Below are 23,546 nucleotides of genomic sequence, written 5' to 3'. Positions count from 1 at the left end.
TTCCGCATTCCCGGCCCCCTCCGGCCCGCCGCCCCACCGCCGGTCGGAACCTTGCCCCGAACCGCCCCGTCCCCGTACGCCGCCGTCCGGGCGCTATGGCACTCTAGCGCCCGGGAACCGCCCGGCCTGCACCCGGCGGTTCCCGCTCCCGTTACGGAACGCCGCCTCGCCGCGGCAGGGAGGCCGCCGCACAGGGGGAATGCGCGCAGCGCATTCGCGGCGCCGGACTTTCATCATCAAGGACTCGATCATGTCGCTGGATTTTCAACCCCGCCTGGGCTCGGCCGTGGACGCCGACACCGGACTGACCATCTACGAACCGCGCCTGCAGCCGGCCTCGCCGCCCGCAAGCCCGGACGACACCGAATACCAGTACGCCATCTTCCTCGACGGCAAGCGCTTCTACGGCCTCGGCCTGAACGGCTCGGACGCCGTGGTCGACAAGGCCGGACGCCGCGAGCGGGTGTTCCTGCTCGAACTGGGCAGCGCCGGCGCGCTCGACGCCGCGCTCGACCTCAAGCGCCGGCTCGCCAACGACGAGCCCGACTTCGTCTTCCTGCGCGAGCTCGCGCGCGGGCTGGTCGGCGTGTTCGAAACGCGCACCGACAACGACGACGACACCCGCTATCTCGCGGTCGTCGACGCCGCCGCACTGGCCGAGCGCGGCATCGCCGCGCCGGAGTCGGTCGCGCGCCTCGCCGACGGCGAGCTGGTGCTCGCCGAAGCCTTCGTGCCCGCGCACGCCGACGGGAGCGACGCGTCATGAGCACCGGCTTCGTGTTCGACGATTACGCCCGCACCACCCTCGGCGGCGCGCGCAACGCCGACGGTTCGGCGCTGAGCCCGCAGCAGGTGCAGAAGGTCATCGATTACCTCAAGTCGCCCGGCTCCGGCCCCGACGGCAGCACCAGCTACGCGCAGTACATGAGCAAGCAGATGCAGGCGCATCCGCCCAAGCTCGGCGCGGGCGTGGACTACGTCGGCTTCTCCGGCAGCGACGCCTCCGGCACCAGCAACTTCAACAACGCGGTCAAGTACGCCGCCGACGTCAAGGGCAAGGCCGGCATCATCGGCGATACGCCGTGGGGCAGCTTCGTCGAAACCGCGCAGACCGACCCGGGCTTCGCCGCGTCCGAAGGCAAGTTCAAGGCCTTCATGAAGGCCGAAGGCATCGAGCCGTTCAAGGCCGACTACCGCGGCGCGCTGAAAGACATGATGTGGAACGCCGGCAGCGCCGAGTACTTCGAAAACGCCGTCGCGCGCGGCAAGCCGATCGTGGCGTTCGTGGAGAACGCGCCGAAGGGCCGCGGCTTTAGCAATTTCGAGCTGACCACCGCGCTCAAGCATCCCGACGCGGTCATCAACGGCTATCCGGTCAGCGCGTTCGGCAGCGATCCGCTGGCCTTCGCCAGCAAGTCGGCGGCCGAATTCCAGCAGCTGGAAAAGACCGTCGCCGCGGCCGCGAGCCGCGGCGGGACTGTGGTCAGCGTCGAACAGGTGCGCGCGGAGCTCAAGCTCATCGAAGGCTACGACGCGGTCAACAAGACCTTGTTCAACAAGCCGGTCGACGCGTTCAAGGCGCTGAGCTTCGACGAGATGGCGGTCACCCGCAGCGCGTGGCTGGCCGGGCGCACGCCGCCGGTGCATACCGGGCCGATCGCCGACGCACCCGAACGCGCGCCGCGTCCGGCCGCCGGCGAACCCGGCGCGCCGCGCGGGCCGCCGGTCGCCGCCGCCGAACCGCCGCCGACGCCGGGCCTGAAGCCGACGCCCGGCGTCAAAGGCGCCACCGGCGCGGCCGAGGGCGCCGCCGAAGGCGCGGCCGAAGCGCTGCTGCCCAAGGGCCTGAGCCCGAGCGGCAAGCTGATGCTCAAGGGCGCCGGCGCGGCCGGCATCGCGCTGATGGCCTACGACTTCGCCAGCACCGGCAACAAGGTCATCGAGCTGCGCTCGCAGGGCAACACCACCGGCGCCGAATCGGCGGCCACCCACTTCGTCGGCCGCAGCGCCGGCGGCATCGCCGGCGGCTTCCTCGCCGGCGCGGGCTACGGCTTGCTGGCGGGGTCGGAGACCGGGCCCGGGGCGATCGTCACGGGGTTGGTCGGCGGCGCCATCGGCGCCTACGCCGGCGAGAAATGGGCCGAGAGCCGCGACAACAAGAAGATCTACGAACAGACCGACGGCAACGGCAACGTCTGGCACCGCGATCCCGCGCAGCCGAACGGGCCGTGGACGCGCAGAGCGCAGACCGAACAGGTCAAGGCCACGCCGGCCGCGCCGGGCGGCGACGTGCAGGTCAAGCCGCGCACCGATTCCGACGGCGACCCGCTCTATCGCAACAACGGCTACACCGCCATCGGCGGGCTCGCGCGGCAACTGAACTACCAGTCCGCCAACGCCTCCTACGACCTCGGCCTGGCCAACTCGCCCAAGCCGGTCAATCCGTATTCGATTCCCGGCAAGGAAGACCAGCCCGGCTACGTCGCCGGCAACTGGACCCGCGACGCCGGCAACGGGCAATGGTCGCGGGTGCTGACCGAAGACGCGATGCTCTCGGAATTCCAGATGATTCCGAACATGCGCACGCAGACCGCGACGGCGCAGGAAGCCAAGGCGCTGGACGCGCAGTCGCAGCTGATCGTCGCCCAGAACGCGGCCAATTCGCCGGCCGCGGTGGCCGCGCGCTACCAGATCGCCTACGACCAGCTCGGCTGGGAAAAGGCCGGCCCGGTGCCGGAATCGATCAAGCACGCCGCGGCCAGCAGCGGCACCCTGCAAGCGTCCAACGGCGACCTCTATACCCGCGGCGCCGACGGCGAGTGGACCCACGACGGCTGGCTGCGCGACACCAAGGCCGAGGGCAACATCCGCGCCGAATTGAACGCGACCTTCAACAGCCAGCAGGCCGGCCTGGCCGACATGAAGGTGATGGCGCAGTACGCCAAGGAGCATCGGCCGCCGGATCCCGATCCGGTGCGCGAGATGGTCGCCGGCGTGTACAAGTCCGCCGGCGTGACCCGCAGCGACGCCGAACTCGACGCCGCCGCCGCCGCGGTCAAGCGCGACCACGCCCGCGACGGCATCGGCAACAACACCAGCTTCTCGCTGAAGCTGTTGCCCGATCCGGCGACGAATACCTACGGCCCCGGCAGCCCGATCGCGACCTTCACCGGCCAGAACGACAACAAGGTCGAGATGAGGAGCGTGACCACGGCGCAGGAGATGCGCGTCGTGGCGCCGGCCGCGCCCGCGCCGGCGACGCCCGCGCCCGCCGCGCCTGCGCAGCCCGCGCCGAAGCATTCCTCCAACGGCCACGGCCCCGACGATCCCAACCACGCCCAGCACGCGATGCTCGAACAGATCCGCGGCGGCGTGCGCAGCTTCGACCAGGGCATCGGCAAACCGTACGACGACGCCAGCGAACGGGTCAGCCGCAGCCTGCTCGCCGCCTGCCGCGATCCGCATCGCGACGAGGCCGCCACGCGCCCGGCGCCGCCGCTCGACCGCGTCGACCACGTGGTGCCGGGCAAGAACGGCCAGCTGTTCGCGGTCGAAGGCGCGCTCGACGATCCGGCGCACAAGCGCGCCGGCGTGACGGTGGCTGTCGCCGCGTCCACGCCGGTGGAGCAGTCGGACCAGAAGCTGCTCGCGGCCAATACCGCGGTGGCGCAGGAGCAGGAACGGCAGCAGGCGCTGGGCCGCAATCAGGAGGCTTCGCGCGCGCAGACGGTGTGAGCGCGTCTGTCGCCAGCCGCGCGACGCGCGCGGCTGGCGGCGCGGCTCAATCCACCGTCCGCAACCACGCCGCGATCAGATCCAGCGTCTCGCCCGCGCGCTCGCGATGCGGCACATGGCCGCATCCGGGCAGAACGCTCAGCGTGGCCGGCCCGCGCACGCCGGCGGCGATGCGTTCGGGATGGCGCACGCTGCCGTATTCGTCGCGCTCGCCGTGGACCGCCAGGGTCGGGCAGTGCACGCCGGCGAGTTGCGCATCGAGGTTCCAGTCGGCGAACGCTGGCGCCAGCCAGGTGTCGATCCACGCGCTCAGCACCCACGCCGCCTTGTCGCCGTGGTATTTGCCCAGCCGCTCGACCTGCCCGGGCTCGGCGAACGCTGCGCGCGCGGCGAGGATGCCGTCGCGGGTGCGGTCTTCGACGAAGGCTTGCGCCGACTCGGTCACCAGCGCGCGGCACTGCGCCGGATAGCGCGCCGCGCAGCCGACCGCCATGCCGCCGCCGACGCTGTGGCCGAACGCGACGAAATGTTCCAGCGCGAACGCCTCGCGCACGTGGGCGAACCCCGCGCCGGCTTCGGCGGCGATGAAACCGGCGTCGAGGCGGCCCGGATGCGGGTCGGAACGGCCGAAGCCGAGGCGGTCGTAGGCGACGACGTCGCGCGCGGTGGCCGCGGCCAGCGCCGCGGGAAAGTCGCGCCACAGTTCGACGCAGCCGAGCGAGTCGTGCAGCAGCACGATCGGCGCGGCGTCGCCGCCGGCATGCCAACGCTGTGCGAACAGGCGGCCGTGCGGGGTGGCGATGTGCAAGTCTTGCGGGGTCGATGGCGGCATGCGGCGTCGACGTTAGCAGACGGCGCTGGAGGCATGGCTCTGAAGTCTCTGGATGTTCGGCTCTGCCGAAGCAAAGCGAAGCCCGCGTTCGCGGGAATGACGGTCTGGAAGAAACACCGCGAAACCCACTGTCGTCATGCCCGCGAAGGCGGGCATCCAGGGCTTTATCCAGGCACGACCCTGAAGTCTCTGGATCACCGCTTTCGCGGGGATGACGGCTTATAAGGTGGCGACGCGAAACACGCCCCTGGTCGTCATCCCCGCGAAGGCGGGCATCCAGGGCTTTATCCAGGCATGACTCTGAAGTCTCTGGATCCCGCTTTCGCGGGGATGACGGCTTGTAAGGTGGCGAAGCGAAACACACCGCCCGCCGTCATGCCCGCGAAGGCGGGCATCCGGTGCGGCATCGCAGTCGCCGCGATTCGCCGCGCGCGCTCAGCTCAACGAACGCGCGCCATGCGATGGATTGGCCTGCGCCGGCGCGGTCTCCTGCGTCGGCGCTTGCGCGACCTGCTGCTGGGCGGCCTGCTGGCGGTTGGCCTCGGCGGTCGCCTGACCAAGCATCTCCTGCGCAGCCGGATGATTGCGCGCGGCGGCCCTCGCGTTGGGATCGCCGGACATCAAACCATCGAGCAACGCGTTGGTGTCGCCGCCGGCAGCGCTGGCCGTGCGCCGCGGCGCCGCCGCGCCGTCGCCGGGCTGCGCCTGCGGTTCCACCGCGCTGCGCTGGTCGAGCCTGGGCGTGGCCGGCGGCGGATCGGTCCGCGGACTCGGCAGGCCGATATCGGACGGCGGCGGCGCGACGGAACGATGACGGCTGCCGCCGCTGAACAGCGAGCCGATCGAATCCAGCGTAAAGGTCACGCCGACGCGCGCGTTGTAGCCGCCGTTGGTGTCCGCGCCCGCGCTGAGATTGAAGCGCGCGCCGCTGCGCTCGTCGTAACGGCTGACGCCGAGCTCGCCGTTGCCGCTGATGCGGCGGTTGGCGTCGCGCAGCACGTTGGCGCCGGCGGTCGCGCTCCAGCCATCGCCGAGTTCGAGATTGAAGCGCGGCCCCACGCTCCAGGTGCCGCTGGGCTGGTAATTGCCTTGCGCACCGCCACGCACGCCGGTGCCGAGCTGGGTGTTGAAGTCGAAACTGCCGCCGACGCCCTGCGGATTGCCGATCACCGTGCCGCTGAGGTTGGTGCCGCCGGTGCCGCCGTTGTAGCCCAGGCCGGCGCGCCACTCGCGGCTGCCGTCGTTGAACGCGCCGTTGGCGGCGACCGAGCGGCCGCCTTCGAGGCTGTAGCGGCCGTCGAGGGTGAACTGGTTGCCGTTCGGGGCGAAGCTGCCCTGCGCGGTCAGCTGCAGGCGGTCGGCGTCCAGGCGCACGAAGCCGGTCTGGGTCTGGGTCTGCGGGTTGTTGGCATAGCCCGCGCCGAGGCCGTTGGTGCCGTCGGTCAGGCGCAGGCCGAGCCCGAACGCGCCGGTGTCCTGGCGGCCGGCGAAGGCGAAGGTGGTCGGGCCGTCGCTGCTGCCGGCGAAGATGCGCAGGTCGCCGCCGCCGGGGCGCGAGACGTAGCCGCCGAAGGCGGTGCTGGGGAAGGCGCCGCCCTGGGTCTGGCGTTCGCCGCCGGAGAACAGCGGCTGGTTGCCGTCGAACTGGACCTGGCTGGCGGTGCCCGGGCCGGAGCCGGCCGGATTCGGCGGCCGCTGCGGCGAGACCGTGCTCAGGATCGGGCCCAGCGCGGTGCCGAGCGGATCGGACGCCGGCGCGGGCCGGGTCGGCGACGGCGGCGGGCTGGCCGGCGGGCGCGGGCGGTTGGGATCGTCGCCCGGGCCGTTGCCGGGACCGTCGGCGGGATCGCGATTCGGATCACCCATGACACCACTCCTTAGCGTTTCAGGCGAGGGGGGAGTGTGGCATCGGGCCGAGCGGAGGGTGTGAAGGTTTCGGCAAGCGGGAAAAGCAAAAGCGGGAATAGGGATTGGGGAACTGAGGGCGCGCGGGGTGCGTGCTGGAACGGGCGTGGCTCCGGGCGCCGATGGCGGCGCCCGGAGCGGCCTGGAACGTCCGTGCGGCCTTAGTTGACCTCGCCGCCGCCGGGCGGCGCGATCACGAAGCAGCGGCCGCGGTCGACCGTGTACGGCCCGGTCCACACGCCCCAACCGGCCGGCTGCGGGTCGCGGCAGCCGCGGCTGATCAGCTGCACGCCGATCGTGTTGCCGCCGGCATCGGTGTAGGTGCGGATTTCCACGTACGGCCCGGGCTGCGAAACCGCAACGCCGGCCAGCATCAGCGAACACAGCGCCGCGGCGGCGGCGAACATCCCTTTCGTGCGGAGCTTGCGCATGTCCTTCTCCCTGGAAGCGACGCGCGCCGGGACGGCGCGCGACCGCGAGCGCCAGCTCTAACGCCGCCGCGGCGCAGTGTCAAAACCCGTGTGCGCGGACAGTGACGCGCAGCCGTTTAAAGCCAGCCCATCAAGGCCGGCCTGCGAGTCCGGTCGCCGGCCGCGCCGCGCGTTGCGGCGCCGCGGCCACGCGCAAGCCGCGATGGCGGCAAGCGTCGACATCGGCGTATTCCAGCACGCGTCCGTTGGCCAGCGAGAACCGCAGATCGTAGCGGCATCCCGGGCCGGCCAGCTCGATCGTGGCGGTGGCGCCGCCGCCTTGCAGCGGCGCGGCGATCGGCTTGTCGGCGAACGCCGCCGCGCCGGCCGGCGAGGCGGCGACCGCGACGATGCTGTCGCCGCCGCGGTTGATGATTTCGAAGTAGCGCGCTTGGGCCTGCGCGGCGCCCGCGGCCGACAGCGCGGCGACGAGCAAGGCGGCGGTGCGGATCGCGGACACGACGGTTCTCCGGAGTCTGTGCGGGTGGCCCGGCGCGGCGGCCGCGGCCGGGTTCGCGCACATCCCAGCGCGGCGGCGGCCTGCGCGGCCACCGTCGCGGGACGAATCGTCGCCGCGGCGGGACGGATCGTCGCCGCCGCCGCCCACGCTTTTCCGCGCGTACCAGCGCGCTTACGATGCCGGCGTAACGACTCCGGGCCGCGCCGATGCAGATTCAATTGGGCGACACCACCCTCGGCCTGCGCCGCTACCTGGCCCTGTGGTCGGTGGTCGCGGTGGCGTTCGCCGTGCAACACATGCTGTTCGACGCGGTCGCCGGCCCCGAAGTGTGGCCGCCGTGGGTGTACCTGCGCTGGTCGGCGATCCAGTGGTTCACCTGGGCCGCGCTGGCGCCGTGGATCTTCAAGCTGTCGGCGCGGCATCCGGTGCGCCCGCCGCTGCACCTGCGCGGGCTCGCGCGCCAGGCGCTGCTGAGCGTCGGCGTGACCGCGCTGGCGTTGTCGATCGGCGCGGCGGTGTCGACCCTGTTCGAACCCAGCGGCTTCGGCGAACAGATGGTGTACTTCGTCGGCCAGCACGCCGCCACCGGCCTGCTGACCTATTGGGCGCTGCTGGCGATCCAGCACTCGCTGCACTTCCGCGCCGAACAGAGCCGGCGCGAACTCGAAGCGGTGCGGCTGGCGCGCGAGCTGGCGCAATCGCGGCTGCAAGTGCTCAAGACCCAGCTGCAGCCGCACTTCCTGTTCAACACGCTGCACGCGATCGTGACCCTGCTCGACGAAGACCAGCGTTCGGCCGAGGACATGCTGCTGCGCCTGAGCGAACTGCTGCGCGCGTTCCTGGAGGATTACGACGGCCAGGAAATTTCCCTGCGCCGCGAGCTCGACCTGCTGGAGCTGTACCTGGGCATCCAGCGCAAGCGCTTCCAGGACCGGCTGGAGGCGCGCATCTACGCCGATCCCGAAGCGCTGGACTGCGCGGTGCCGAGCCTGCTGCTGCAACCCCTGGTCGAGAACGCGATCCGCCACGGCATCGGCCGCCGCGTCGGCGCCGACCGGGTCGAGATCGAATGCCGGCGCGAGGACGGCGAGCTGCGCATCGAAGTGCGCAACCGCAACAGCGAACTGACCCCGGGCGAAAGCCCGCAAGGCCACGGCATCGGCCTGTCCAACACCCGCCTGCGCCTGCGCGAGCTGTACGGCGACGCCGCGCAGTTGCGCCTGGACCAACTGTGGCCGCAGGGCGTGGCCTGCCGCATCGCCTTGCCGGCGCGCGAGATCGACGAGGACGTCGAAGTCGCCGCCGACGCGCCCGCGCCCGACGCAGACCGCGCAGGAGCCGGCCGCGCATGAGCCTGGGCGTGCTGGTCGTCGACGACGAACCGCTGGCGCGGCTGGCGATCGTCAAGCTGCTGCGCGAAGACCCGCAACTGCGCGTGCTCGGCGAATGCGGCGACGGCGCCAGCGCGGTGCGCGCGATCGCCGAGCTGGCGCCGGAGCTGGTGTTCCTCGACATCCAGATGCCGGCGATGACCGGCCTGGAAGTGATCGCCGCGGTCGGCGAAACGCGCATGCCGGCGACGGTGTTCGTCACCGCCTACGAGCAGTACGCGGTGCGCGCGTTCGAAGCCAACGCGGTCGATTACCTGATCAAGCCGTTCAGCCGCGAACGCTTCGCCGCCACCGTGCAGCGCGCCAAGCTGCGGCTGGCCGCGCAGGCCGGGCTCGGCAGCCAGATCCTGCAGGCGCTCGACGCGCTGCGGCAGAAGCACGAGCACCTGCAACGCATTCCGGTGCGCGAAGGCGAGACCGTGGTGCTGGTCGCGGTCGAGGACATCGTCTGGATCAAGGCCAACCGCAACACCGTGCAGATCCACGCCGGCGGCCGCGTGCACGAGTTGCGCGAAACCCTGACCGCGCTGGCCGCGCGCCTGGACCCGCGCCATTTCGCCCGCGTGCACCGCTCGGCCATCGTCAACGTGCGCCGGGTGCGCAGCATCCAGCCGTGGTTCAACGGCCATCATGTGGTGACGATGGACGATGGGCAGCGCTTGCGCATGAGCCGGTATCAGCACGAGAGTTTTTTGCGGTTGGCTACGGTGCGCGGGGACGAGTAAGGGTTCGTCGTCGTTGCGGTGGCGCGGTCGCGGCTTGCGCCGCTCCTACAGGTAGGCCATGCGGGTGCGGGGTGAGTTTGCGTGAGCGCGCAACGACAACGCGCCGGCTTGCACAGTTCGCGCTTGACCCGCAACGCAGACCCGCAGCGCGCGCGCCGCTATCGTCCTGGCTACACGGACGAGGGCGGGCATGAACGAGCGCAGATTCACCTGGATCGCCGTCGCCGCGACCTGCCTGCTCTCGGCGCTGGCGATGATCGCCGCCTATCTGGGCATCGGCTGGTTCCACGACCTGGTGTTCGCGATCGACCGCGGCTGAGCCGCGCCGGGCCGGACCGCCCGCCCGGCCTTCACGAACCCGAACCGCAGCCGCGCCGTCGCCGCGCCTGAACGCCGCGCGCGACGCTTTCGCGGGCGAAAGGGCTGCGAAAGGAAAGCCGCCTAGGCTGCCGCCAACGCCTCTTAGCCGGACTGCGCATGAGCCTGGGCTGGAACATTCTTTGCGATTTCGACGGCACCATCGCGTTGGAAGACGTCACCGACACGGTGCTGGTGCGCTATGCCCGGCCCGGCTGGGAGCTGATCGAGGCGGCCTGGAAGGCCGGACGCATCACCTCGCGCGAGTGCATGCACCAGCAGGTGGCCCTGCTCGACACCGACCGCGACGGGCTCGACGCCCTGCTCGACGGCATCCGCATCGACCCGGCCTTCCCTGAATTCGTGCGCGCCGCGCACGCCGCCGGCTGCCGCCTGACCGTGGTCAGCGACGGCCTGGACTACGCCATCCAACGCATCCTCGCCCGCCACGGCCTGGCCCCGTTGCCGGTCGTCGCCAACCGCCTGGTCGCGGTCGGCGAACGCGAATGGCGCCTGGAATTCCCGCATGCGCGCCCGGATTGCCGGGTCGGCAGCGGCACCTGCAAATGCGCGGTCGCCGGCCGCGCGCCGGCGCGCGCGCGCAACCTGCTGATCGGCGACGGCCAGTCGGATTTCTGCGTCGCCGCGCGCGCCGACTACGTCTTCGCCAAGAGCAAATTGATCGACCACTGCCGCCAGCAGCGCATCGCGCATGCGCCGATCGGCGGCTTCCTGGAAGCGCTGGCGTTGCTGCCGAGCCTGCTCGACGGCCTGCTCGACGCGCCGCGCGTTACCGATTCCGTCCTCCCCCTCCCCACCCGGGTCCGCACCCCATGACGCATTCCGCTTTGCTCGCCGACGATCTCGCCCCGAGCGATATCGCCGTCCCCGCCGCCAACCTGTCCGATGCCGCTGCGCGCAGCGACGCCGAACTGCTGGCCGATGAAGAAACCTGGTGCTCGTTCGGCGACACCGTGCACTACAGCGACCCGCCGAAGATCTTCACCGGCGCCGACGGCAGCTATCTGTACGACTCGGCCGGCACCGAATTCCTCGATCTGCAGATGTGGTACTCGGCGGTCAACTTCGGTTACCGCAATCCGCGCCTGGACAACGTGCTCAAGCGCCAGATCGACACCCTGCCGCAGGTCGCCAGCCAGTACCTGCACCCGACCAAGATCGAGTTGGCCAAGACCATCGCGGTCGACGCGCAGAACAAGTGGGGGCGCAAGGGCCGCGTGCACTTCAACGTCGGCGGCGCGCAGTCGGTCGAGGATTCGCTGAAGCTGGTGCGCAACGCCAGCGGCGGCAAGAGCCTGATGTTCGCGTTCGAAGGCGGCTACCACGGCCGCACCCTCGGCGCCTCGGCGATCACCTCCTCGTACCGCTACCGCCGCCGCTACGGCCATTTCGACCGCGCCCAGTTCATCGAATTCCCGTACCACTTCCGCGGCCCCAAGGGCATGAGCAAGGAAGAATACGGCGAGCATTGCGTGGCCAAGTTCGAGCGCCTGTTCGAGACCGAATACAACGGCGTGTGGGATCCCAAGGTCGGCCAGTGCGAGTACGCCGCGTTCTACGTCGAGCCGATCCAGGGCACCGGCGGCTACGTGATTCCGCCGCCGAACTTCTTCGCCGGGCTCAAGCGCGTGCTGGACAAGTACGGCATCCTGCTGGTCGTCGACGAAATCCAGATGGGCTTCTTCCGCACCGGCAAGCTGTGGTCGATCGAGCATTTCGGCGTGCAGCCCGACGTGCTGGTGTTCGGCAAGGCGCTGACCAACGGCCTCAACCCGCTCGCCGGCATCTGGGCGCGCGAGGAGCTGATCAACCCGACCGTGTTCCCGCCGGGCTCGACCCATTCGACCTTCGCCTCCAACCCGCTGGGCACCGCGGTCGGCCTGGAGACGATGCGGATGCTGGCCGAAGGCGATTACGAGAACCGGGTGATGCGCGCCGGCGCGCACTTCCTGGCCGGCCTGAAGGACCTGCAGCAGCGCCATCCGGAAATCGGCGACGTCGACGGCCTGGGCCTGGCGCTGCGCGCGGAGATCTGCGAGGCCGACGGCTTCACCCCGAACAAGCAGCTGCTCGACCGCATGTGCGACATCGGCCTGGCCGGCGATCTGGACTACAACGGCAAGAAGATGGGCCTGGTGCTGGACGTCGGCGGTTACTACAAGAACGTGATCACGCTGGCGCCGTCGCTGCATATTTCCGGCGCGGAGATCGATCAGGCGCTGGCCCTGCTGGATCAGCTGCTGACGCGCGCCAAGCGCTCGCTGTAAGCGGACGCGATGGCCGCGGCGGCTGTGCTTCCTCGTTTGCCAGTCGTCGCGGTTGTCGCGTTGGTTGCGCCGTCGCGTGAGGGCCCGCGGCCCTCACCCTCGCTCGCTGCGCTCGCATTTCCCTCTCCCGCAAAGCGGGGTGAGGGGCCGCGCTTGCGAGCCACCGGCTCGCGCGGCCGCGAACGCCCGAACGCCATGCGTTCGGGCCGGGTGGGCGACGATGCCCACCCGTCCTTTGCGTCGTCTTCAACGCAAGCTTCGGACCGCCACCACCGCATTCAACCCACCGAACGCGAACGAGTTCGACAGCACCGCTTCCACCTTCGCCTCGCGCGCCGCATTCGGCACATAATCCAGATCGCACTGCGGATCCGGATCGAGGAAGTTCGCCGTCGGCGGCACCGCCTGCTCGCGCAGCGCGCCGAGCGCGGCGACCATCTCCAGCGCGCCGGCCGCGCCGAGCGCATGGCCGTGCACGGCCTTGGTCGAGCTCACCGGCAAACCGTCGGCGTGCGCGCCGAACACCTCGCGGATCGCGCGGCTCTCGCTGGGATCGTTGGCCGGCGTGGCGGTGCCGTGGGCATTGATGTAGCCGATCTGTTCCGGCGCCAGCCCGGCGTCCTTCAGCGCGCGCCGCAGCGCCGCGACCGCGCCGGCCTGCGACGGCAGGACCAGATCGCTGGCATCGGCCGACAGGCCGGCGCCGGCCAGTTCGGCCAGGATCGTCGCGCCGCGCCGGCGCGCGTGTTCGTATTCTTCCAGCACGAAGATCGCCGAGCCCTCGCCGAGCACCAAGCCGCGGCGCTGCAGGCAGAACGGCCGGCAGGTGTCGTCGGCCAGCACCCGCATCGCCTCCCAGGCCTTGGTCAGCCCGAGCGTGATGCAGGCCTCCGCGCCGCCGGCCAGGGCCACGTCGGCGCTGCCGGCGCGGATGGTCTGCAAGGCCTGCGAGAACGCATGGTTCGACGAGGCGCAGGCGCTGACCACGCCGAACGCCGGGCCGGTGATGCCGAATTCGATGCTCAGGTGGCAGGCCGGCGCGTTCGCCATCACCCGCACGATGGTGAACGGATGCACGCGCGGGTTGTTGTCGCCGTACAGGCGGCGGAACGCCTCGTCGTGGCTGGTTTCGCCGCCGACGCCGGTGCCGACGATGACCGCGCTGCGCTCGCCCAGATCTCCTTGGCGGAAGTCGAGGCCGGACTGGCTGACCGCCTCGCGCGCCGCGATCAACGCGAACTGCGAAGTGCGGTCGAGCATCGGCAAACGTTTGTCGTCGAAGTGCTGCGCCGGCTCGTAGCCGCGCACTTCGGCGGCGACCTTGGCGCGCAGCTTCTCGGCCGGCACCGCCTGGACCGGGCCGATGGCGCTGCGGCCGGCGAGCATTTCGCGCCAGGTGTCGGCCGCGGTGTGGCCGAGCGCGTTGATCGCGCCCATGCCGGTGATCACTACTCTGCGCATCCGGGTCTCCGGCGGATGGAATTCAAGCGGGCCGTCGCGAAGACGGCCGGCGCGCGCGCCGGCTCAGGCCGCGTCCGGCGCCGCGGCGGCGCCGTCGAGCGCCTGCTGCAGCGCGGTCAGCAGGCCCTGCACCGAGTCGGTGTCGAAGTTGGGGTCGCGGTCGGGCAGGGTCACGCCAAAGTGTTCTTCGATCTCGAAGATGGTTTCGATCGCGGTCAGCGAGTCGACGCCGAGATCCTTGAGCGTGGACTGCGGAGTGATCGTGGCGACGTCGATGCCGCTCTGCTTGGCGATGATTTCGTACAACTGCCGTTCGACGGATTCGTTCATGCTGGCGCTCCTGGTGTCGCTCGCGGGGGCTGGACCGCACAGGGTCGGGTCCGACGCGCGAGGCGGCCGGGCCCGGCCCATCAACGCCCGACTCTAGCCGGCGAACCTTGCACATGTCTTTCGTGACCCGTCTGGAACCTGAGCGGCTGCTCGGCCACTTCCTCGCCCATCCGCCGGCCGGCTTCGCCGCGGAAATGGCCGGCGGTGGCCTGCCCGCGTTCACCGCGCCGTTCGATCCATTGACGACCGCCGAGCCGGAGCTGCTGCGGCGCGTGCGCGGCTGGCCCGGCCACGCGCTGTGGCGGCCGTGGCTGCGCCTGCGCACCCGCTTCATCGGTGCGACCAACACCGAATACCTGTGGCTGCCGCCGCTGCCCGGCCGCGACGACGCCGCCGCGCTGGCGCGGCGCCTGCGCGAGGAACAGGGCCGGCGCTGCCCTCTGCTGATCGTCAAGGACCTGCCGGTCGACTCGCCGCTGCTGCCGGCCGAGGCCAACCGCCAGGCCGCGGCCTTCGCCGACGCCCTGGCCGCGGAGGGCTTCGTGCTGCTGGAAGGCCAGGCGCTGGCCTGGGTGCCGATCGACTTCGACTCCATCGATGCGTATCTCGCGCGGCTGTCGCGCGGGCGCCGCCGCGACCTGCGCCGCAAACTGCGCTCGCGCGCGGACCTGAGCGTGGACACGCTCGCCGCCGGCGCGCCGGAGTTCGCCGACGACGCGCTCGTCGACGCGTTCTACGCGCTGTACCTCAACGTCTACGCGCAAAGCGAGATCCACTTCGACCTGCTCAGCCGCGACTACTTCCGCGCCCTGCTGCGCGACGGCGACAGCGGCGGGGTGGTGTTCGTGTACCGCCACCACGGCGAGACGATCGGCTGGAACCTGTGCTACGAACACGCCGGCATGCTGGTCGACAAGTACATCGGCCTGCTTTACCCGCAGGCGCGCGAACACAATCTCTATGCGCTGAGCTGGTTCGAAAACCTCGACTACGCGCTGCGCCGCAACCTCGACGCCTACGTCGCCGGCTGGACCGACCCGCAGGTCAAGCGCCAGCTCGGCGCGCGCTTCGCCTTCACCCGGCATGCGGTGTACGCGCGCAATCCGCTGCTGCGCGCCGGCTTGCGCCGGATGGCGAAGTTCTTCGAATCCGACCGCAGCGTATTGGAGGCCGCCGCGGCGGCCGCGAACGAACCGGAGAACGCCGATGCCGCCAGCCGCGCCTGATTCGATGAAGTCGGCGGCCGCCGCCCAGACGCCGGTCGTGCTCGACCTCGACGCCTCGGTCGGCGCCCTGCCCGGCGCGCTGCGCCTGGACCTGCGCGACTGGCACGACCGCCTGCGCTTCGCCTGCTCGCAACGCGCGCTGGCGCGCTTCGGCGAACGCCTCGAGCAAACCCTGCCGGCGCGCCACGGCTGCGCCTTCCTCGGCAGCGGCGATTTCCACCACCTCAGCCTGCCGCTGATCCGCCGCGCCGCGCGCGCCCACGGCCGCCTGCAGGTGGTGGTGTTCGACAACCATCCCGACAACATGCGCTTTCCGCTGGCGATCCATTGCGGCTCGTGGGTGGCGAAAGTCGCCGCGCTGCCGCAGGTGGCGCGGGTGCACGTGGTCGGCATCACCTCGACCGACATCGGCCTGGCGCACGCCTGGGAAAACCGCCTGCGTCCGCTGTACCGCGGCAAGCTGCGCTACTGGTCGAGCCAGGTCGCAGTCGGCTGGGCGCGCCGGCTCGGCCTGGGCGCGGCGGTGCGCAGCCACGCCAGCGTCGACGCCGCGCTGGACGCGTTCCTGGCCGAGATCGAGACCGGCCGCGACCCGATCTACCTCAGCATCGACAAGGACGTGCTGCGCCCCGAGGACGCGATGACCAACTGGGACCAAGGCCAGATGCGCGCCGACGCCCTGCTCGCCGCGGTCGCGCGCCTGCGCCCGCGCATCGTCGCCAGCGACGTCACCGGCGAGATCTCCATCGCCGCCTATCCGCAATGGTGGAAGCGCGCGCTGGCCGCCGCCGATGGTCAGAGCCCGCCGGACGCGGACGCGCTGCGGCTGTGGCAGGCGCAGCAGCATCGGGTCAACCTGCGGTTGTTGTCGGCGTTGGGGTGAGATTGCCGCGCGATTCGTTCTGGATGTTGGGAGCGACGCGACTCGCGACTGCGGAACCGCGACTGCGACGGAACTTTCGACGTGGCCGCAATGGCGCGGTCGCGGCTTGCGCCGCTCCTACAGGAGGCTTCGGCCGGCTCGTTTCAGACTGTAGGAGCGACGCGAGTCGCGACCGCGAAGCCGCAACCGCGACGGAGCTTTCGACGTAGCCGCAATGACGTGGTCGCGGCTTGCGCCGCTCCTACAGGAGGCTTCGGCCGGTTCGTTTCAGACTGTAGGAGCGACGCGAGTCGCGACCGCGAAGCCGCAACCGCGACGGAGCTTCCGACGCAGCCGCAATGACGCGGTCGCGGCTCGCGCCGCTCCTACAGGGGGTGCACCCGCCTCGTCAGCCTCGCGGCTGTCGGCAGCTTTCCTGCAGCACCTGCGCGATCCGCGCGAACGCCGCATCGTCGAGCCATTCGCTGTTGCCGACGGCGAGCACGCGCGCGGCGAAATCGGCGGCGTTCGGCATCGGCGCGGACGCAACGGTGCCGCGCAGGTAAGCGTAATCCGGCAGCGCGCGCACGAACGGCCAGGACACGCCCAGGCCCGCGCCCCACAGCCGCGCCAGCGCGGCGTCGCGCGCGGCCGGATCGGCGAACAGCAGGGTCAGGGTCGGCCAGGTGCCGCGTTCGCCGCGGCGGTCGCCGAGCACCTGCACGCCTTCGATCCCGCGCAACTGCGCGCTGCGCGCCAGCGCGCGCTGGCGCGCGGCATCGAGGAACGCCGGCAGGCGCGGCGCGGCGCGCGCGCCGATGGCGCGGCGCCAGCCGCCGACCCGGTGCAACGGAATGCGCAAGGAGAACTCGTCCTGCGCTGCCGCCACCTCGTCGCCGCGCCGCAGCGCGCGCCGCAGAGGCGCGCCGTACACCCAACGCAGCCCGCGCGGCCCGTAGAGCAGCGCGTAGCCGATCAGTTCGATGCAACGTCGCGCTTCCCAGCGCAACGACCGCGGCAGCACCTGCGGCGCGAGTTCGGCGATGCGCGCGCGCAACGCCGGATCGTGCGCGATCAGCGCGCCACCTTCGAAAATGCTCAGTCCCTTGCCGGCGGCGAGACTGAGGATGCCCAGGTCGCCGGCCGCGCCGGCCGGCGTGCCGTCGGCGTGGCGCGCGCCGAGCGCCTGCGCCGCGTCTTCGATCACCCGGGCGCCGACCGCGCGGGCCAGCCGCACCGGCGCGCCCAGATCGGCCAGACGCCCGCCCAGATGCGCCGGCACGATCGCCAGCGTGTCCGGGCCGCACAGCGCCGCCAGCGCGTCGGGATCCATTTCGAAATGCCCGGGCCGGGTGTCGCACAAGCGCAGGTTCAACCCGCAGTGTGCGACCGCGATGGCGACGAGCGGGCAGGTATAGGCCGGCACGATCACATCGCGGCGCGCGCTGTCGCGCCCCAGCGCGCTCAGCGCGAGCACCAGCGCGGCGGTGCCCGAACAGGTCAGCGTGGCCGCACCGTCGTCGAGTTCGAGCAGGCGCGCCAGTTGCGGCGCCAGCGGCGCTGCCGCGCCCGGGGCGAAATCGCTCCAGCGCAGCGGCAACCCCGCCGTCGGCGGCAGTTCAGTGCGCGGCGCCGCCATCGGCTTCGCCCGCATCGCGAGGTTCGCGCCCGGCGGCCAGTTGCGCCGCCTGCTCGCTGCCGGATTCGGCGTCGTCCGGCTCGCCCATCGCCAGGCACACGATGCCGGCGACGATCGCGACCGCACCGGCCACCTGCAACGAGCTGAAGCGTTCGCCGAACAGCCACGCCGACAACGCCAGCACGCTGACCACTTCCAGGTGCGACGCGGCGAACGCCGGCCCGATCGGCGCGTGCTTGAGCAGGCTCATCCAGGTGAAGAACGCGCCGATGTAGCCGAGCAGCGCGCCGTACAGCCACGGCTGCGCGAGCAGGCGCAGCAGCCAGTCCAGCGAGGCCTCGGGCGGAAACGCGCCGCTGCCGGCGTGCTTGAAACTCAGCTGGGCCAGGGTGTCGAACCCCATCAGCAAGGCGAAACCGATCAGATAGAACCGCTTCATGCGCCCGCTCCGACCATCGCCACGCCGAGCCCGATCAGGCCCATGCCGGCCAACCGCCACGGCGTGAGCTTCTCGCCGAACAGCCAGCGCCCGGCGAGCATGATCGCGACGATGTTGATCGAGCCCAGCAGCACGCCGCGGCCGAGCGGCACCAGCGACAGGAACGCGATCCAGGCCAGGAATTCGAGCACGTAGCAGGCGCCGCCGATCCACAGCCACGGCCGCGACAGCATGTGCTTCCAGCGCGCCAGTCCGTCGCCGGCGTCGGGATCGCCCGCGGCCGCCTTGAACGCGAGCTGGCCGCCGGTGTCGAGCAGCACCGTCGCCGTCCACAGCGCCCACACCAGCGCGCTCATGCCGCGCGCACCGCCGCGGCGGACATCGCATCCGCACCGACCGCGCGGCCGTCGCCGACGCGCTGGAAGAAACCGGCCAGGCCGTCGATCAACACGCGCCGGTCGCGGTCGATCGTAATCATGTGATAGCTGTCGCGCAGCCACAGCAACTCGACCGGCCCCGATACGCGGTCGGCGACCAACTGCGCGTTGCGCACGTGGGCGACATCGTCTTCGGTCGCATGCGCGACCAGACACGGCGCGCGCACCTCGCCCAGGCGCCGGCGCAGATGCGCCGACAGGCTGTACAGATCGGCCAGCGAATGCCAGGGATTGCCCGGCAACCCCGCCGCCGCGCTGTCGCCGCCGAGCATCGCGCCGCTGACCTGGGCGCGGATGCGTTCGTCGCGCAGCCCGTACGGCGGTTCTTCCTGAAAACTGCGGCCGCGGCCGATGCCCAGACGCTTGAACCACGGCAACAGGAACGACAGCCGGCCGATCTTCGGCATGTTCCAGCCGTCGTAGCGGAAGGTCGCGCCGAGCACGCCGACGCCCGACACCCAGCCCGGCCGCTCCACCGCCAGCATCAGCGACAGCAGCGCGCCCATCGACAGGCCGGCGACGTACAAACGATCGACTTTGCCGCGCAGTTCGTCGGCGGCGCGCTCGACGCTGGCGTACCAATCGCGCCAGCCGGTCGCGAGCAGATCGGCCTCGTCGCCGCAATGCCCGGCCAACTGCATCCCGTAGACCGTGTATCCCGCCCGCTGCAGCCCTTTGCCGAGCAGCCGCATCTCGTGCGGCGTGCCGGTCAGGCCGTGGATCAGCAGCACGCCGTCGCGCCCGCCTTCGTAGTGGAATTCCGCGTTGGTGATCATCGAGACTCGTATCGCTGGCGCCAGGGCCGCGCCGGAGCGTGCGGCGGGTGGGGGCTGGAAAGGGGGAGTCTGACTAGTGGGGGTTTCAGCAACCTTTCGTGGGGGGTTGGGTGGCTGAATGGTGGCTATTGTGTGAGTAGACACGTCACTGGGAAGTTGCAGTGCGTTATATGGGACAGACTGCTCGATTCGGTGGCGTTTTCGGCGGGTTTGAGTTGGGAATGGACGTGCCGAATGCGGGTTGGTGCTGCGACGCATCCGTATCGAAAGTGCTCTGGAACGCGATTTGCTTTCTGCGTCCCCTGGCAAACGGACAGGCCTGTTTCAGTCGCGCCATGAGGGTGAGACTATTCGAAGGCCGTTATCGGCCGGAGAGCAGATCGATCGAATGGAGTGCCAGTGAGCCAGGGGAACTACCGCCGCCGCCGTTCCAAAGAAGCTCCTTGCAATGCTCATTGACTGCCCGGAGTGCATCGATCGCTTGCAGGCGACTCTCGATTGGTTCGCCGAAACCTCCTCCGCAGGGTTGGATCCCTATGATCGTGCGGTCTGGTTGCTGGAAGGCTGTCTAGAAACGTTCATCTCGGAAGCTCGCGAAGAAATCGAGGCGGCGAAACGGGCTGGCGATCAAACGGCTTTAGAGGCGGCACACAAGAGAGCGCTACGAATGTCGCATGCCGGAGCTGGAATGGGTGGAATGGAGGATTCGTTGATCTACATCCAGAGAACAGTCGAAGATTCCGAATCGCGCTTGCGAGGAAGCCAAGACAGCCCGCACAGATTCTTCGGCCGTACCAAACCGCCCCTATACCTTACTGAATGAATCAATTTCGATGAATCATTCGAACCCACCGCCGCCGCCCATACCGCAAAGACTCCGCGACATGCTCAAGGAGTATCCCGGGCACATCCAACGCTTACAGGATCTGCTTGCCGACTTCGTAGATACACCTTCGGCATCGGAACCGCTCGACCGCATCATATGGATGTTGGAGGGACGTTTGGACACCTTTTATTTCGAGGCGATCAAGGAACTCAAGGAAGCCGAGGCCGATGGAGACGCTGTAAAGATCGCGGCAGCCGATCACAAGCAGGATGTAATGTCCGGCGCCATTCGCAAGATGGCTTGGATCGGCGATAAAGGAATTCGCGATTACGTCGAGAAATACAGAGATGTTCTGTGATGGACGAGAACAACGACCGACTGAGCGAGCAGACGCATAAGCAAATCCTGCTCGATAAAGTTCTTCCTAAAAGTCTGATCAGCGATGTTTCGTCGCAAGACAACCCGAAGGCGATTCTGCTCGCGGGACAGCCGGGGGCTGGCAAGGGTGGGCTCGTCAATGCGGCCAGCCTCGAACTTCAGGGAGATGTGGTTCTCGTCGATCCGGACGAATTACGTTCTTACCACCCTGGAGCCCCGGAGTTTCGGCTGGAAAATCCCTATACGTGGTCGGGCCGGACCCACGCCGATGCCAGCCAGTGGGCCGATGAACTGCTGGAAGCCACTATTGCCGGCAAGAAGAACTTGGTTTTCGACACCACGCTCAGCAACGGACAATGGGCATCGGATCTGATCCAGGATCTCAAGTCGAAAGGCTATGAGGTGGAGGTCCGCGCAATCGCCTCCCCCAAACTGGAAAGCGAATTCGGCGTCGACGAACGCTTCTCTAAAAAGATCGATAACGAAGGCTACGGCCGCTACGTGCCTGAAGGCGCACGCGACGCCATCTACGGAAAACTTCCTGTCAGCCTGGACACGATCCACGATCGTACCGGTGTGCCCATCCGCATATTCGACCGCGAGGGCGTGCAACATTACGACAGCCGCATCGATGCGCGCACACCGGGACAGGCCTTGGAAGAGACCCGCCTGGAGCGGCTCAAGAATCCCGCCCACACTGAACGCTTGCGCGCAGGCTGGGACGCGCAGGTTCAATGGCATAACGACCTGCCCCAAAACTCCGCACGTAACCCAAACCTCGACCCACCCACCCGCACGAACCTGCTCGCCGAACACAGCGACCTGAAAATCGCCGAGAACGTCCTGGCCCGCCAGCAAGGCATCGCCACCATCGACGCCTTGGTGCGCCCCAACGCACCACAACCGTTCGCGACGCCAGCCGAACCTCATCTGCCGAAGATGCCGCGCGCTGCCGTCCTCGCCGGCGCCTCGGCCCTCGGCGTCGCAGCCAGCGCCTACGACGCGCACGAAACCGGCGAGAAGGTCAGTTCGTTGTTGGCGCAGGACAACCCCTTGGCCGCGCAATCGCAACTCCTGCATTACGGCGCACGCGGCAGCGGCGGTTGGCTCGGCGGCGCGGCGGCCGGATTGGCTGTGGGCTGGGAAACCGGGCCGGGCGCGGCGGCATTCGTCGCGGTCGGCGCGATCGCCGGCAGTCAGGTCGGCGAACGCGCGGCGCAGTGGTGGGACGAGCGGCAGGTCTACCGGCAGACCGACCGCGAGGGCGTCGCGTGGCGATCCGACGGCCGCCAGTGGCTGCGCCAGGACACCGGCGACCTGCGCGACGACGGCGTCGACGCGCCGACGCGGCAGGCGTTTTCGGCCACGCCGGAGAAGGCGCGGGAGCTGGATTACTACGCCAGCAACACCGCCACCGCGCTGGCGATGGGCAATCTGCCGCCGCCGCGCGATCCGCACGTGCAGCCCGCGGGTGCCGGCGATGCGCCGAGCCTCGCGCCCGCCGACTGGCGCCGCGACGGCGACAGCGGCGAATGGCGGCGCGACACGGTGGTCGCGCGCACCGATCGCGGCCATCCGCTGACCCGCACCGATGTCGCCGCGCCGGAACGCGCGACGGAACTGGACGCGGCCGCGACCCAGACGCTGCGCGACAACCTCGCCCACAGCCCCGCCGCCATCGCCGCGCGCTACGACGCCAGCTATCGCGCCAACGGTTGGCAGCAGTTCGGCGAGAAGCCCGCTGCGGTCGCGACCGCGCTCGCCGAGCCTACGCGATTGACCGCTTCGGACGGCGAGTTGTATCGGCGTGCGGAGAACGGCGCGTGGCAACGCGAACGTGACGGCGAAGCAGCCTCCGCCAACGCGGGGCGCGAACTCGAAGGCACGCGCGCGCTGCTGCAACCGGCGCTGGCGCAGCACGCCGAACAGATGGCCGGGATTCCGGCGCCGGCGCCGCCGACCCGCGAATCGATCGACCGCGCCGCGTTGCAGTCCGCGTATGCCGCCGCGGGCGTCGCGCCCGCGCCGGAACGGATCGATGCCGCCCTGGAAGCGGTGCAGCGCACGCGCGAGGCGCAAGGCATCGATCCGGCGACCAGCGCGCTGTACGTGCAACCCGACGCGCACGGCCACGCCGACATCCACAGTTCCATCGCCCATCTGCAACGCGACGCGCAAGGCGTGGTGCGGGTCGCCGCGGTCACCAGCGGCCAGGAAGTCGAACTGGCGCGCATGGATCTGCGCGCGGCGTCCGCACCGCTGCCGCAGTCGCCGGAACTGCGCATCGACGCGTTGTCGCCGCAGCAGCGCGACGCGCAGGAACAAAGCGTGCGCGAAGCCAACCGGCAAGGGCTGTCGCACGATCAGGTGCAGCAGGTCGCGGCGGCCGCGCCGATCATCGCCGCAGCGGCGACGACAGCGGCCGCAGCGCCGGACACCGCGACCGCCGCGGCGGTCGAAATCGTCGAACCGGCGCGCGCGCCGCCGAAAGCCGCGCCGCCCGAACGGACACCCGCCGAGCCCGACGCCAACGCGCGGATGCAACACGACGAACGCGAACGCGCCGCACGTCCGCAACCGTCGCCGCAGGAACAGGAACAGGAACGACAACGCTCGTCGCAACGCGAAGACGCCGAGCGCAACCGCTCCGGCCGCGAAGGCGACGCGCACTTGTCGCCGCAAGACCAGGCGATGTTCGCCAAGATCCGCTCCGGCGCGCCGCAAGGCGTGTCCGACGAGACCGTGGCCTGGGCGATGGTCGCGGCCAAGCGCGGCGGCATCGGCGACGCGGACCAGATCGGCCCGGTCGGCGTCGCCGGCGGCAAGCTGTGGGTCGGCAGCGCCGTGCCGGGCCTGCACGCCCAGGTCCCGCTCGGCGAGCAGGCGCCGCCGATGCAGCAGAGCCTGCGCGATGCGCAGACGCTGGAACGCGAGCGCGACATCCAGCGCACGCTCGACGCGCAGCAGCGCGCGCAACCCGAAGCGGCCGAGCGCGGCCCGCGGCTGTAG

At 70.3% G+C, this 23,546-nt stretch carries 22 protein-coding genes; 12 read left to right on the top strand and 10 right to left on the bottom strand.

Annotated elements, in window-relative coordinates:
- Positions 1-250: 250 nt before the first annotated feature.
- Positions 251-766: a hypothetical protein gene (locus JHW38_RS17175; RefSeq protein WP_207522541.1), complete on the top strand. Its 516-nt coding sequence runs from the start codon at positions 251-253 to the stop codon at positions 764-766.
- The gene (locus JHW38_RS17170; protein ID WP_207522540.1) at positions 763-3,735 is read left to right on the top strand and encodes an XVIPCD domain-containing protein; all 2,973 of its coding nucleotides are present in this window, start codon (positions 763-765) and stop codon (positions 3,733-3,735) included. Before JHW38_RS17175 ends, JHW38_RS17170 begins: the two co-directional genes overlap by 4 nt.
- A 46-nt stretch (positions 3,736-3,781) precedes the next feature.
- On the opposite strand, the gene JHW38_RS17165 is transcribed toward JHW38_RS17170, so the two are convergent.
- The 4 genes from JHW38_RS17165 to JHW38_RS17150 form a co-directional block, all read right to left on the bottom strand.
- A complete protein-coding gene (locus JHW38_RS17165; protein ID WP_207522539.1) occupies positions 3,782-4,567 on the bottom strand; it encodes an alpha/beta fold hydrolase in 786 nt (261 codons plus the stop codon).
- Between the two features lie 435 nt (positions 4,568-5,002).
- Complete coding sequence (locus tag JHW38_RS17160; RefSeq protein WP_207522538.1) at positions 5,003-6,433, bottom strand: hypothetical protein; 1,431 nt, start codon at positions 6,431-6,433, stop codon at positions 5,003-5,005.
- 200 nt (positions 6,434-6,633) lie between these two features.
- Positions 6,634-6,903: a hypothetical protein gene (locus JHW38_RS17155; protein ID WP_207522537.1), complete on the bottom strand. Its 270-nt coding sequence runs from the start codon at positions 6,901-6,903 to the stop codon at positions 6,634-6,636.
- 130 nt (positions 6,904-7,033) lie between these two features.
- A complete protein-coding gene (locus JHW38_RS17150) occupies positions 7,034-7,402 on the bottom strand; it encodes a hypothetical protein (protein WP_207522536.1) in 369 nt (122 codons plus the stop codon).
- Between the two features lie 206 nt (positions 7,403-7,608).
- On the opposite strand from JHW38_RS17150, the gene JHW38_RS17145 reads away from it, so the two are divergent.
- The 5 genes from JHW38_RS17145 to JHW38_RS17130 all read left to right on the top strand — a co-directional run bounded on the left by JHW38_RS17145 (position 7,609) and on the right by JHW38_RS17130 (position 12,163).
- Entirely contained in the window at positions 7,609-8,754 is a 1,146-nt protein-coding gene (locus tag JHW38_RS17145) for a sensor histidine kinase (protein WP_207522535.1), read from the top strand.
- Positions 8,751-9,518, top strand: a complete 768-nt coding sequence (locus JHW38_RS17140; protein ID WP_207522534.1) for a LytR/AlgR family response regulator transcription factor — start codon at positions 8,751-8,753, stop codon at positions 9,516-9,518. Before JHW38_RS17145 ends, JHW38_RS17140 begins: the two co-directional genes overlap by 4 nt.
- Before the next feature lie 190 nt (positions 9,519-9,708).
- Positions 9,709-9,837 (top strand): hypothetical protein, encoded by a 129-nt coding sequence (locus JHW38_RS25720; RefSeq protein ID WP_278249798.1) that lies wholly within the window; start codon positions 9,709-9,711, stop codon positions 9,835-9,837.
- A 164-nt stretch (positions 9,838-10,001) separates the two neighbouring features.
- On the top strand, positions 10,002-10,712 hold the full coding sequence (locus JHW38_RS17135) for an MtnX-like HAD-IB family phosphatase (RefSeq protein WP_207526410.1): 711 nt from the start codon (positions 10,002-10,004) through the stop codon (positions 10,710-10,712).
- On the top strand, positions 10,709-12,163 hold the full coding sequence (locus JHW38_RS17130) for an aspartate aminotransferase family protein (RefSeq protein WP_207522533.1): 1,455 nt from the start codon (positions 10,709-10,711) through the stop codon (positions 12,161-12,163). Before JHW38_RS17135 ends, JHW38_RS17130 begins: the two co-directional genes overlap by 4 nt.
- 246 nt (positions 12,164-12,409) lie before the next feature.
- Here JHW38_RS17130 and JHW38_RS17125 read toward each other — a convergent pair whose 3' ends face one another.
- Both JHW38_RS17125 and JHW38_RS17120 read right to left on the bottom strand, forming a co-directional pair.
- Positions 12,410-13,624: a beta-ketoacyl-[acyl-carrier-protein] synthase family protein gene (locus JHW38_RS17125; protein WP_207522532.1), complete on the bottom strand. Its 1,215-nt coding sequence runs from the start codon at positions 13,622-13,624 to the stop codon at positions 12,410-12,412.
- A 63-nt stretch (positions 13,625-13,687) separates the two neighbouring features.
- The gene (locus tag JHW38_RS17120) at positions 13,688-13,954 is read right to left on the bottom strand and encodes an acyl carrier protein (RefSeq protein ID WP_207522531.1); all 267 of its coding nucleotides are present in this window, start codon (positions 13,952-13,954) and stop codon (positions 13,688-13,690) included.
- A 113-nt stretch (positions 13,955-14,067) separates the two neighbouring features.
- Between JHW38_RS17120 and JHW38_RS17115 the strand changes: the two genes are divergently transcribed.
- Together JHW38_RS17115 and JHW38_RS17110 are read left to right on the top strand one after the other, a co-directional pair.
- Positions 14,068-15,180 (top strand): peptidogalycan biosysnthesis protein, encoded by a 1,113-nt coding sequence (locus JHW38_RS17115; RefSeq protein WP_207522530.1) that lies wholly within the window; start codon positions 14,068-14,070, stop codon positions 15,178-15,180.
- Positions 15,161-16,063, top strand: a complete 903-nt coding sequence (locus tag JHW38_RS17110) for an arginase family protein (protein WP_242690973.1) — start codon at positions 15,161-15,163, stop codon at positions 16,061-16,063. Before JHW38_RS17115 ends, JHW38_RS17110 begins: the two co-directional genes overlap by 20 nt.
- Positions 16,064-16,451: 388 nt before the next feature.
- Here JHW38_RS17110 and JHW38_RS17105 read toward each other — a convergent pair whose 3' ends face one another.
- The 4 genes from JHW38_RS17105 to JHW38_RS17090 are packed head-to-tail and all read right to left on the bottom strand — an operon-like array spanning position 16,452 to position 19,333.
- Positions 16,452-17,696 carry a DegT/DnrJ/EryC1/StrS family aminotransferase gene (locus JHW38_RS17105; RefSeq protein ID WP_428995256.1) on the bottom strand — a complete coding sequence of 415 codons (1,245 nt, stop codon included), beginning with the start codon at positions 17,694-17,696 and terminating at the stop codon, positions 16,452-16,454.
- Complete coding sequence (locus tag JHW38_RS17100) at positions 17,662-18,120, bottom strand: DMT family transporter (protein ID WP_207522529.1); 459 nt, start codon at positions 18,118-18,120, stop codon at positions 17,662-17,664. The genes JHW38_RS17105 and JHW38_RS17100 overlap by 35 nt, the downstream gene beginning before the upstream one ends.
- Positions 18,117-18,476 (bottom strand): EamA family transporter, encoded by a 360-nt coding sequence (locus JHW38_RS17095; protein WP_207522528.1) that lies wholly within the window; start codon positions 18,474-18,476, stop codon positions 18,117-18,119. The genes JHW38_RS17100 and JHW38_RS17095 overlap by 4 nt, the downstream gene beginning before the upstream one ends.
- Positions 18,473-19,333: an alpha/beta hydrolase gene (locus JHW38_RS17090; RefSeq protein WP_207522527.1), complete on the bottom strand. Its 861-nt coding sequence runs from the start codon at positions 19,331-19,333 to the stop codon at positions 18,473-18,475. Before JHW38_RS17090 ends, JHW38_RS17095 begins: the two co-directional genes overlap by 4 nt.
- 448 nt (positions 19,334-19,781) lie before the next feature.
- Between JHW38_RS17090 and JHW38_RS17085 the strand changes: the two genes are divergently transcribed.
- Genes JHW38_RS17085 through JHW38_RS17075 form a run of 3 tightly spaced genes read left to right on the top strand, consistent with a single transcriptional unit; the run spans position 19,782 to position 23,546 of the window.
- Positions 19,782-20,156: a hypothetical protein gene (locus JHW38_RS17085; protein WP_207522526.1), complete on the top strand. Its 375-nt coding sequence runs from the start codon at positions 19,782-19,784 to the stop codon at positions 20,154-20,156.
- A gap of 10 nt (positions 20,157-20,166) precedes the next feature.
- Positions 20,167-20,517, top strand: a complete 351-nt coding sequence (locus tag JHW38_RS17080; protein ID WP_207522525.1) for a hypothetical protein — start codon at positions 20,167-20,169, stop codon at positions 20,515-20,517.
- Complete coding sequence (locus tag JHW38_RS17075; protein WP_207522524.1) at positions 20,517-23,546, top strand: zeta toxin family protein; 3,030 nt, start codon at positions 20,517-20,519, stop codon at positions 23,544-23,546. The genes JHW38_RS17080 and JHW38_RS17075 overlap by 1 nt, the downstream gene beginning before the upstream one ends.

The organism is Lysobacter enzymogenes (assembly GCF_017355525.1).
Classification (GTDB): Bacteria; Pseudomonadota; Gammaproteobacteria; order Xanthomonadales; family Xanthomonadaceae; genus Lysobacter; species Lysobacter enzymogenes_C.
Note: the sequence above shows the minus strand (reverse complement) of the source record. Positions and strands in the feature narration are given on the sequence as shown.

Coding starts and splice junctions, on each gene's coding strand:
- JHW38_RS17175 (WP_207522541.1), top strand. CDS start 251: ATGTCGCTGGATTTTCAACCCCGCCTGGGCTCGGCCGTGGACGCCGAC.
- JHW38_RS17170 (WP_207522540.1), top strand. CDS start 763: ATGAGCACCGGCTTCGTGTTCGACGATTACGCCCGCACCACCCTCGGC.
- JHW38_RS17165 (WP_207522539.1), bottom strand. CDS start 4,567: ATGCCGCCATCGACCCCGCAAGACTTGCACATCGCCACCCCGCACGGC.
- JHW38_RS17160 (WP_207522538.1), bottom strand. CDS start 6,433: ATGGGTGATCCGAATCGCGATCCCGCCGACGGTCCCGGCAACGGCCCG.
- JHW38_RS17155 (WP_207522537.1), bottom strand. CDS start 6,903: ATGCGCAAGCTCCGCACGAAAGGGATGTTCGCCGCCGCCGCGGCGCTG.
- JHW38_RS17145 (WP_207522535.1), top strand. CDS start 7,609: ATGCAGATTCAATTGGGCGACACCACCCTCGGCCTGCGCCGCTACCTG.
- JHW38_RS17140 (WP_207522534.1), top strand. CDS start 8,751: ATGAGCCTGGGCGTGCTGGTCGTCGACGACGAACCGCTGGCGCGGCTG.
- JHW38_RS25720 (WP_278249798.1), top strand. CDS start 9,709: ATGAACGAGCGCAGATTCACCTGGATCGCCGTCGCCGCGACCTGCCTG.
- JHW38_RS17130 (WP_207522533.1), top strand. CDS start 10,709: ATGACGCATTCCGCTTTGCTCGCCGACGATCTCGCCCCGAGCGATATC.
- JHW38_RS17125 (WP_207522532.1), bottom strand. CDS start 13,624: ATGCGCAGAGTAGTGATCACCGGCATGGGCGCGATCAACGCGCTCGGC.
- JHW38_RS17120 (WP_207522531.1), bottom strand. CDS start 13,954: ATGAACGAATCCGTCGAACGGCAGTTGTACGAAATCATCGCCAAGCAG.
- JHW38_RS17115 (WP_207522530.1), top strand. CDS start 14,068: ATGTCTTTCGTGACCCGTCTGGAACCTGAGCGGCTGCTCGGCCACTTC.
- JHW38_RS17110 (WP_242690973.1), top strand. CDS start 15,161: ATGCCGCCAGCCGCGCCTGATTCGATGAAGTCGGCGGCCGCCGCCCAG.
- JHW38_RS17105 (WP_428995256.1), bottom strand. CDS start 17,696: ATGCGGGCGAAGCCGATGGCGGCGCCGCGCACTGAACTGCCGCCGACG.
- JHW38_RS17100 (WP_207522529.1), bottom strand. CDS start 18,120: ATGAAGCGGTTCTATCTGATCGGTTTCGCCTTGCTGATGGGGTTCGAC.
- JHW38_RS17095 (WP_207522528.1), bottom strand. CDS start 18,476: ATGAGCGCGCTGGTGTGGGCGCTGTGGACGGCGACGGTGCTGCTCGAC.
- JHW38_RS17090 (WP_207522527.1), bottom strand. CDS start 19,333: ATGATCACCAACGCGGAATTCCACTACGAAGGCGGGCGCGACGGCGTG.
- JHW38_RS17085 (WP_207522526.1), top strand. CDS start 19,782: ATGCTCATTGACTGCCCGGAGTGCATCGATCGCTTGCAGGCGACTCTC.
- JHW38_RS17080 (WP_207522525.1), top strand. CDS start 20,167: ATGAATCATTCGAACCCACCGCCGCCGCCCATACCGCAAAGACTCCGC.
- JHW38_RS17075 (WP_207522524.1), top strand. CDS start 20,517: ATGGACGAGAACAACGACCGACTGAGCGAGCAGACGCATAAGCAAATC.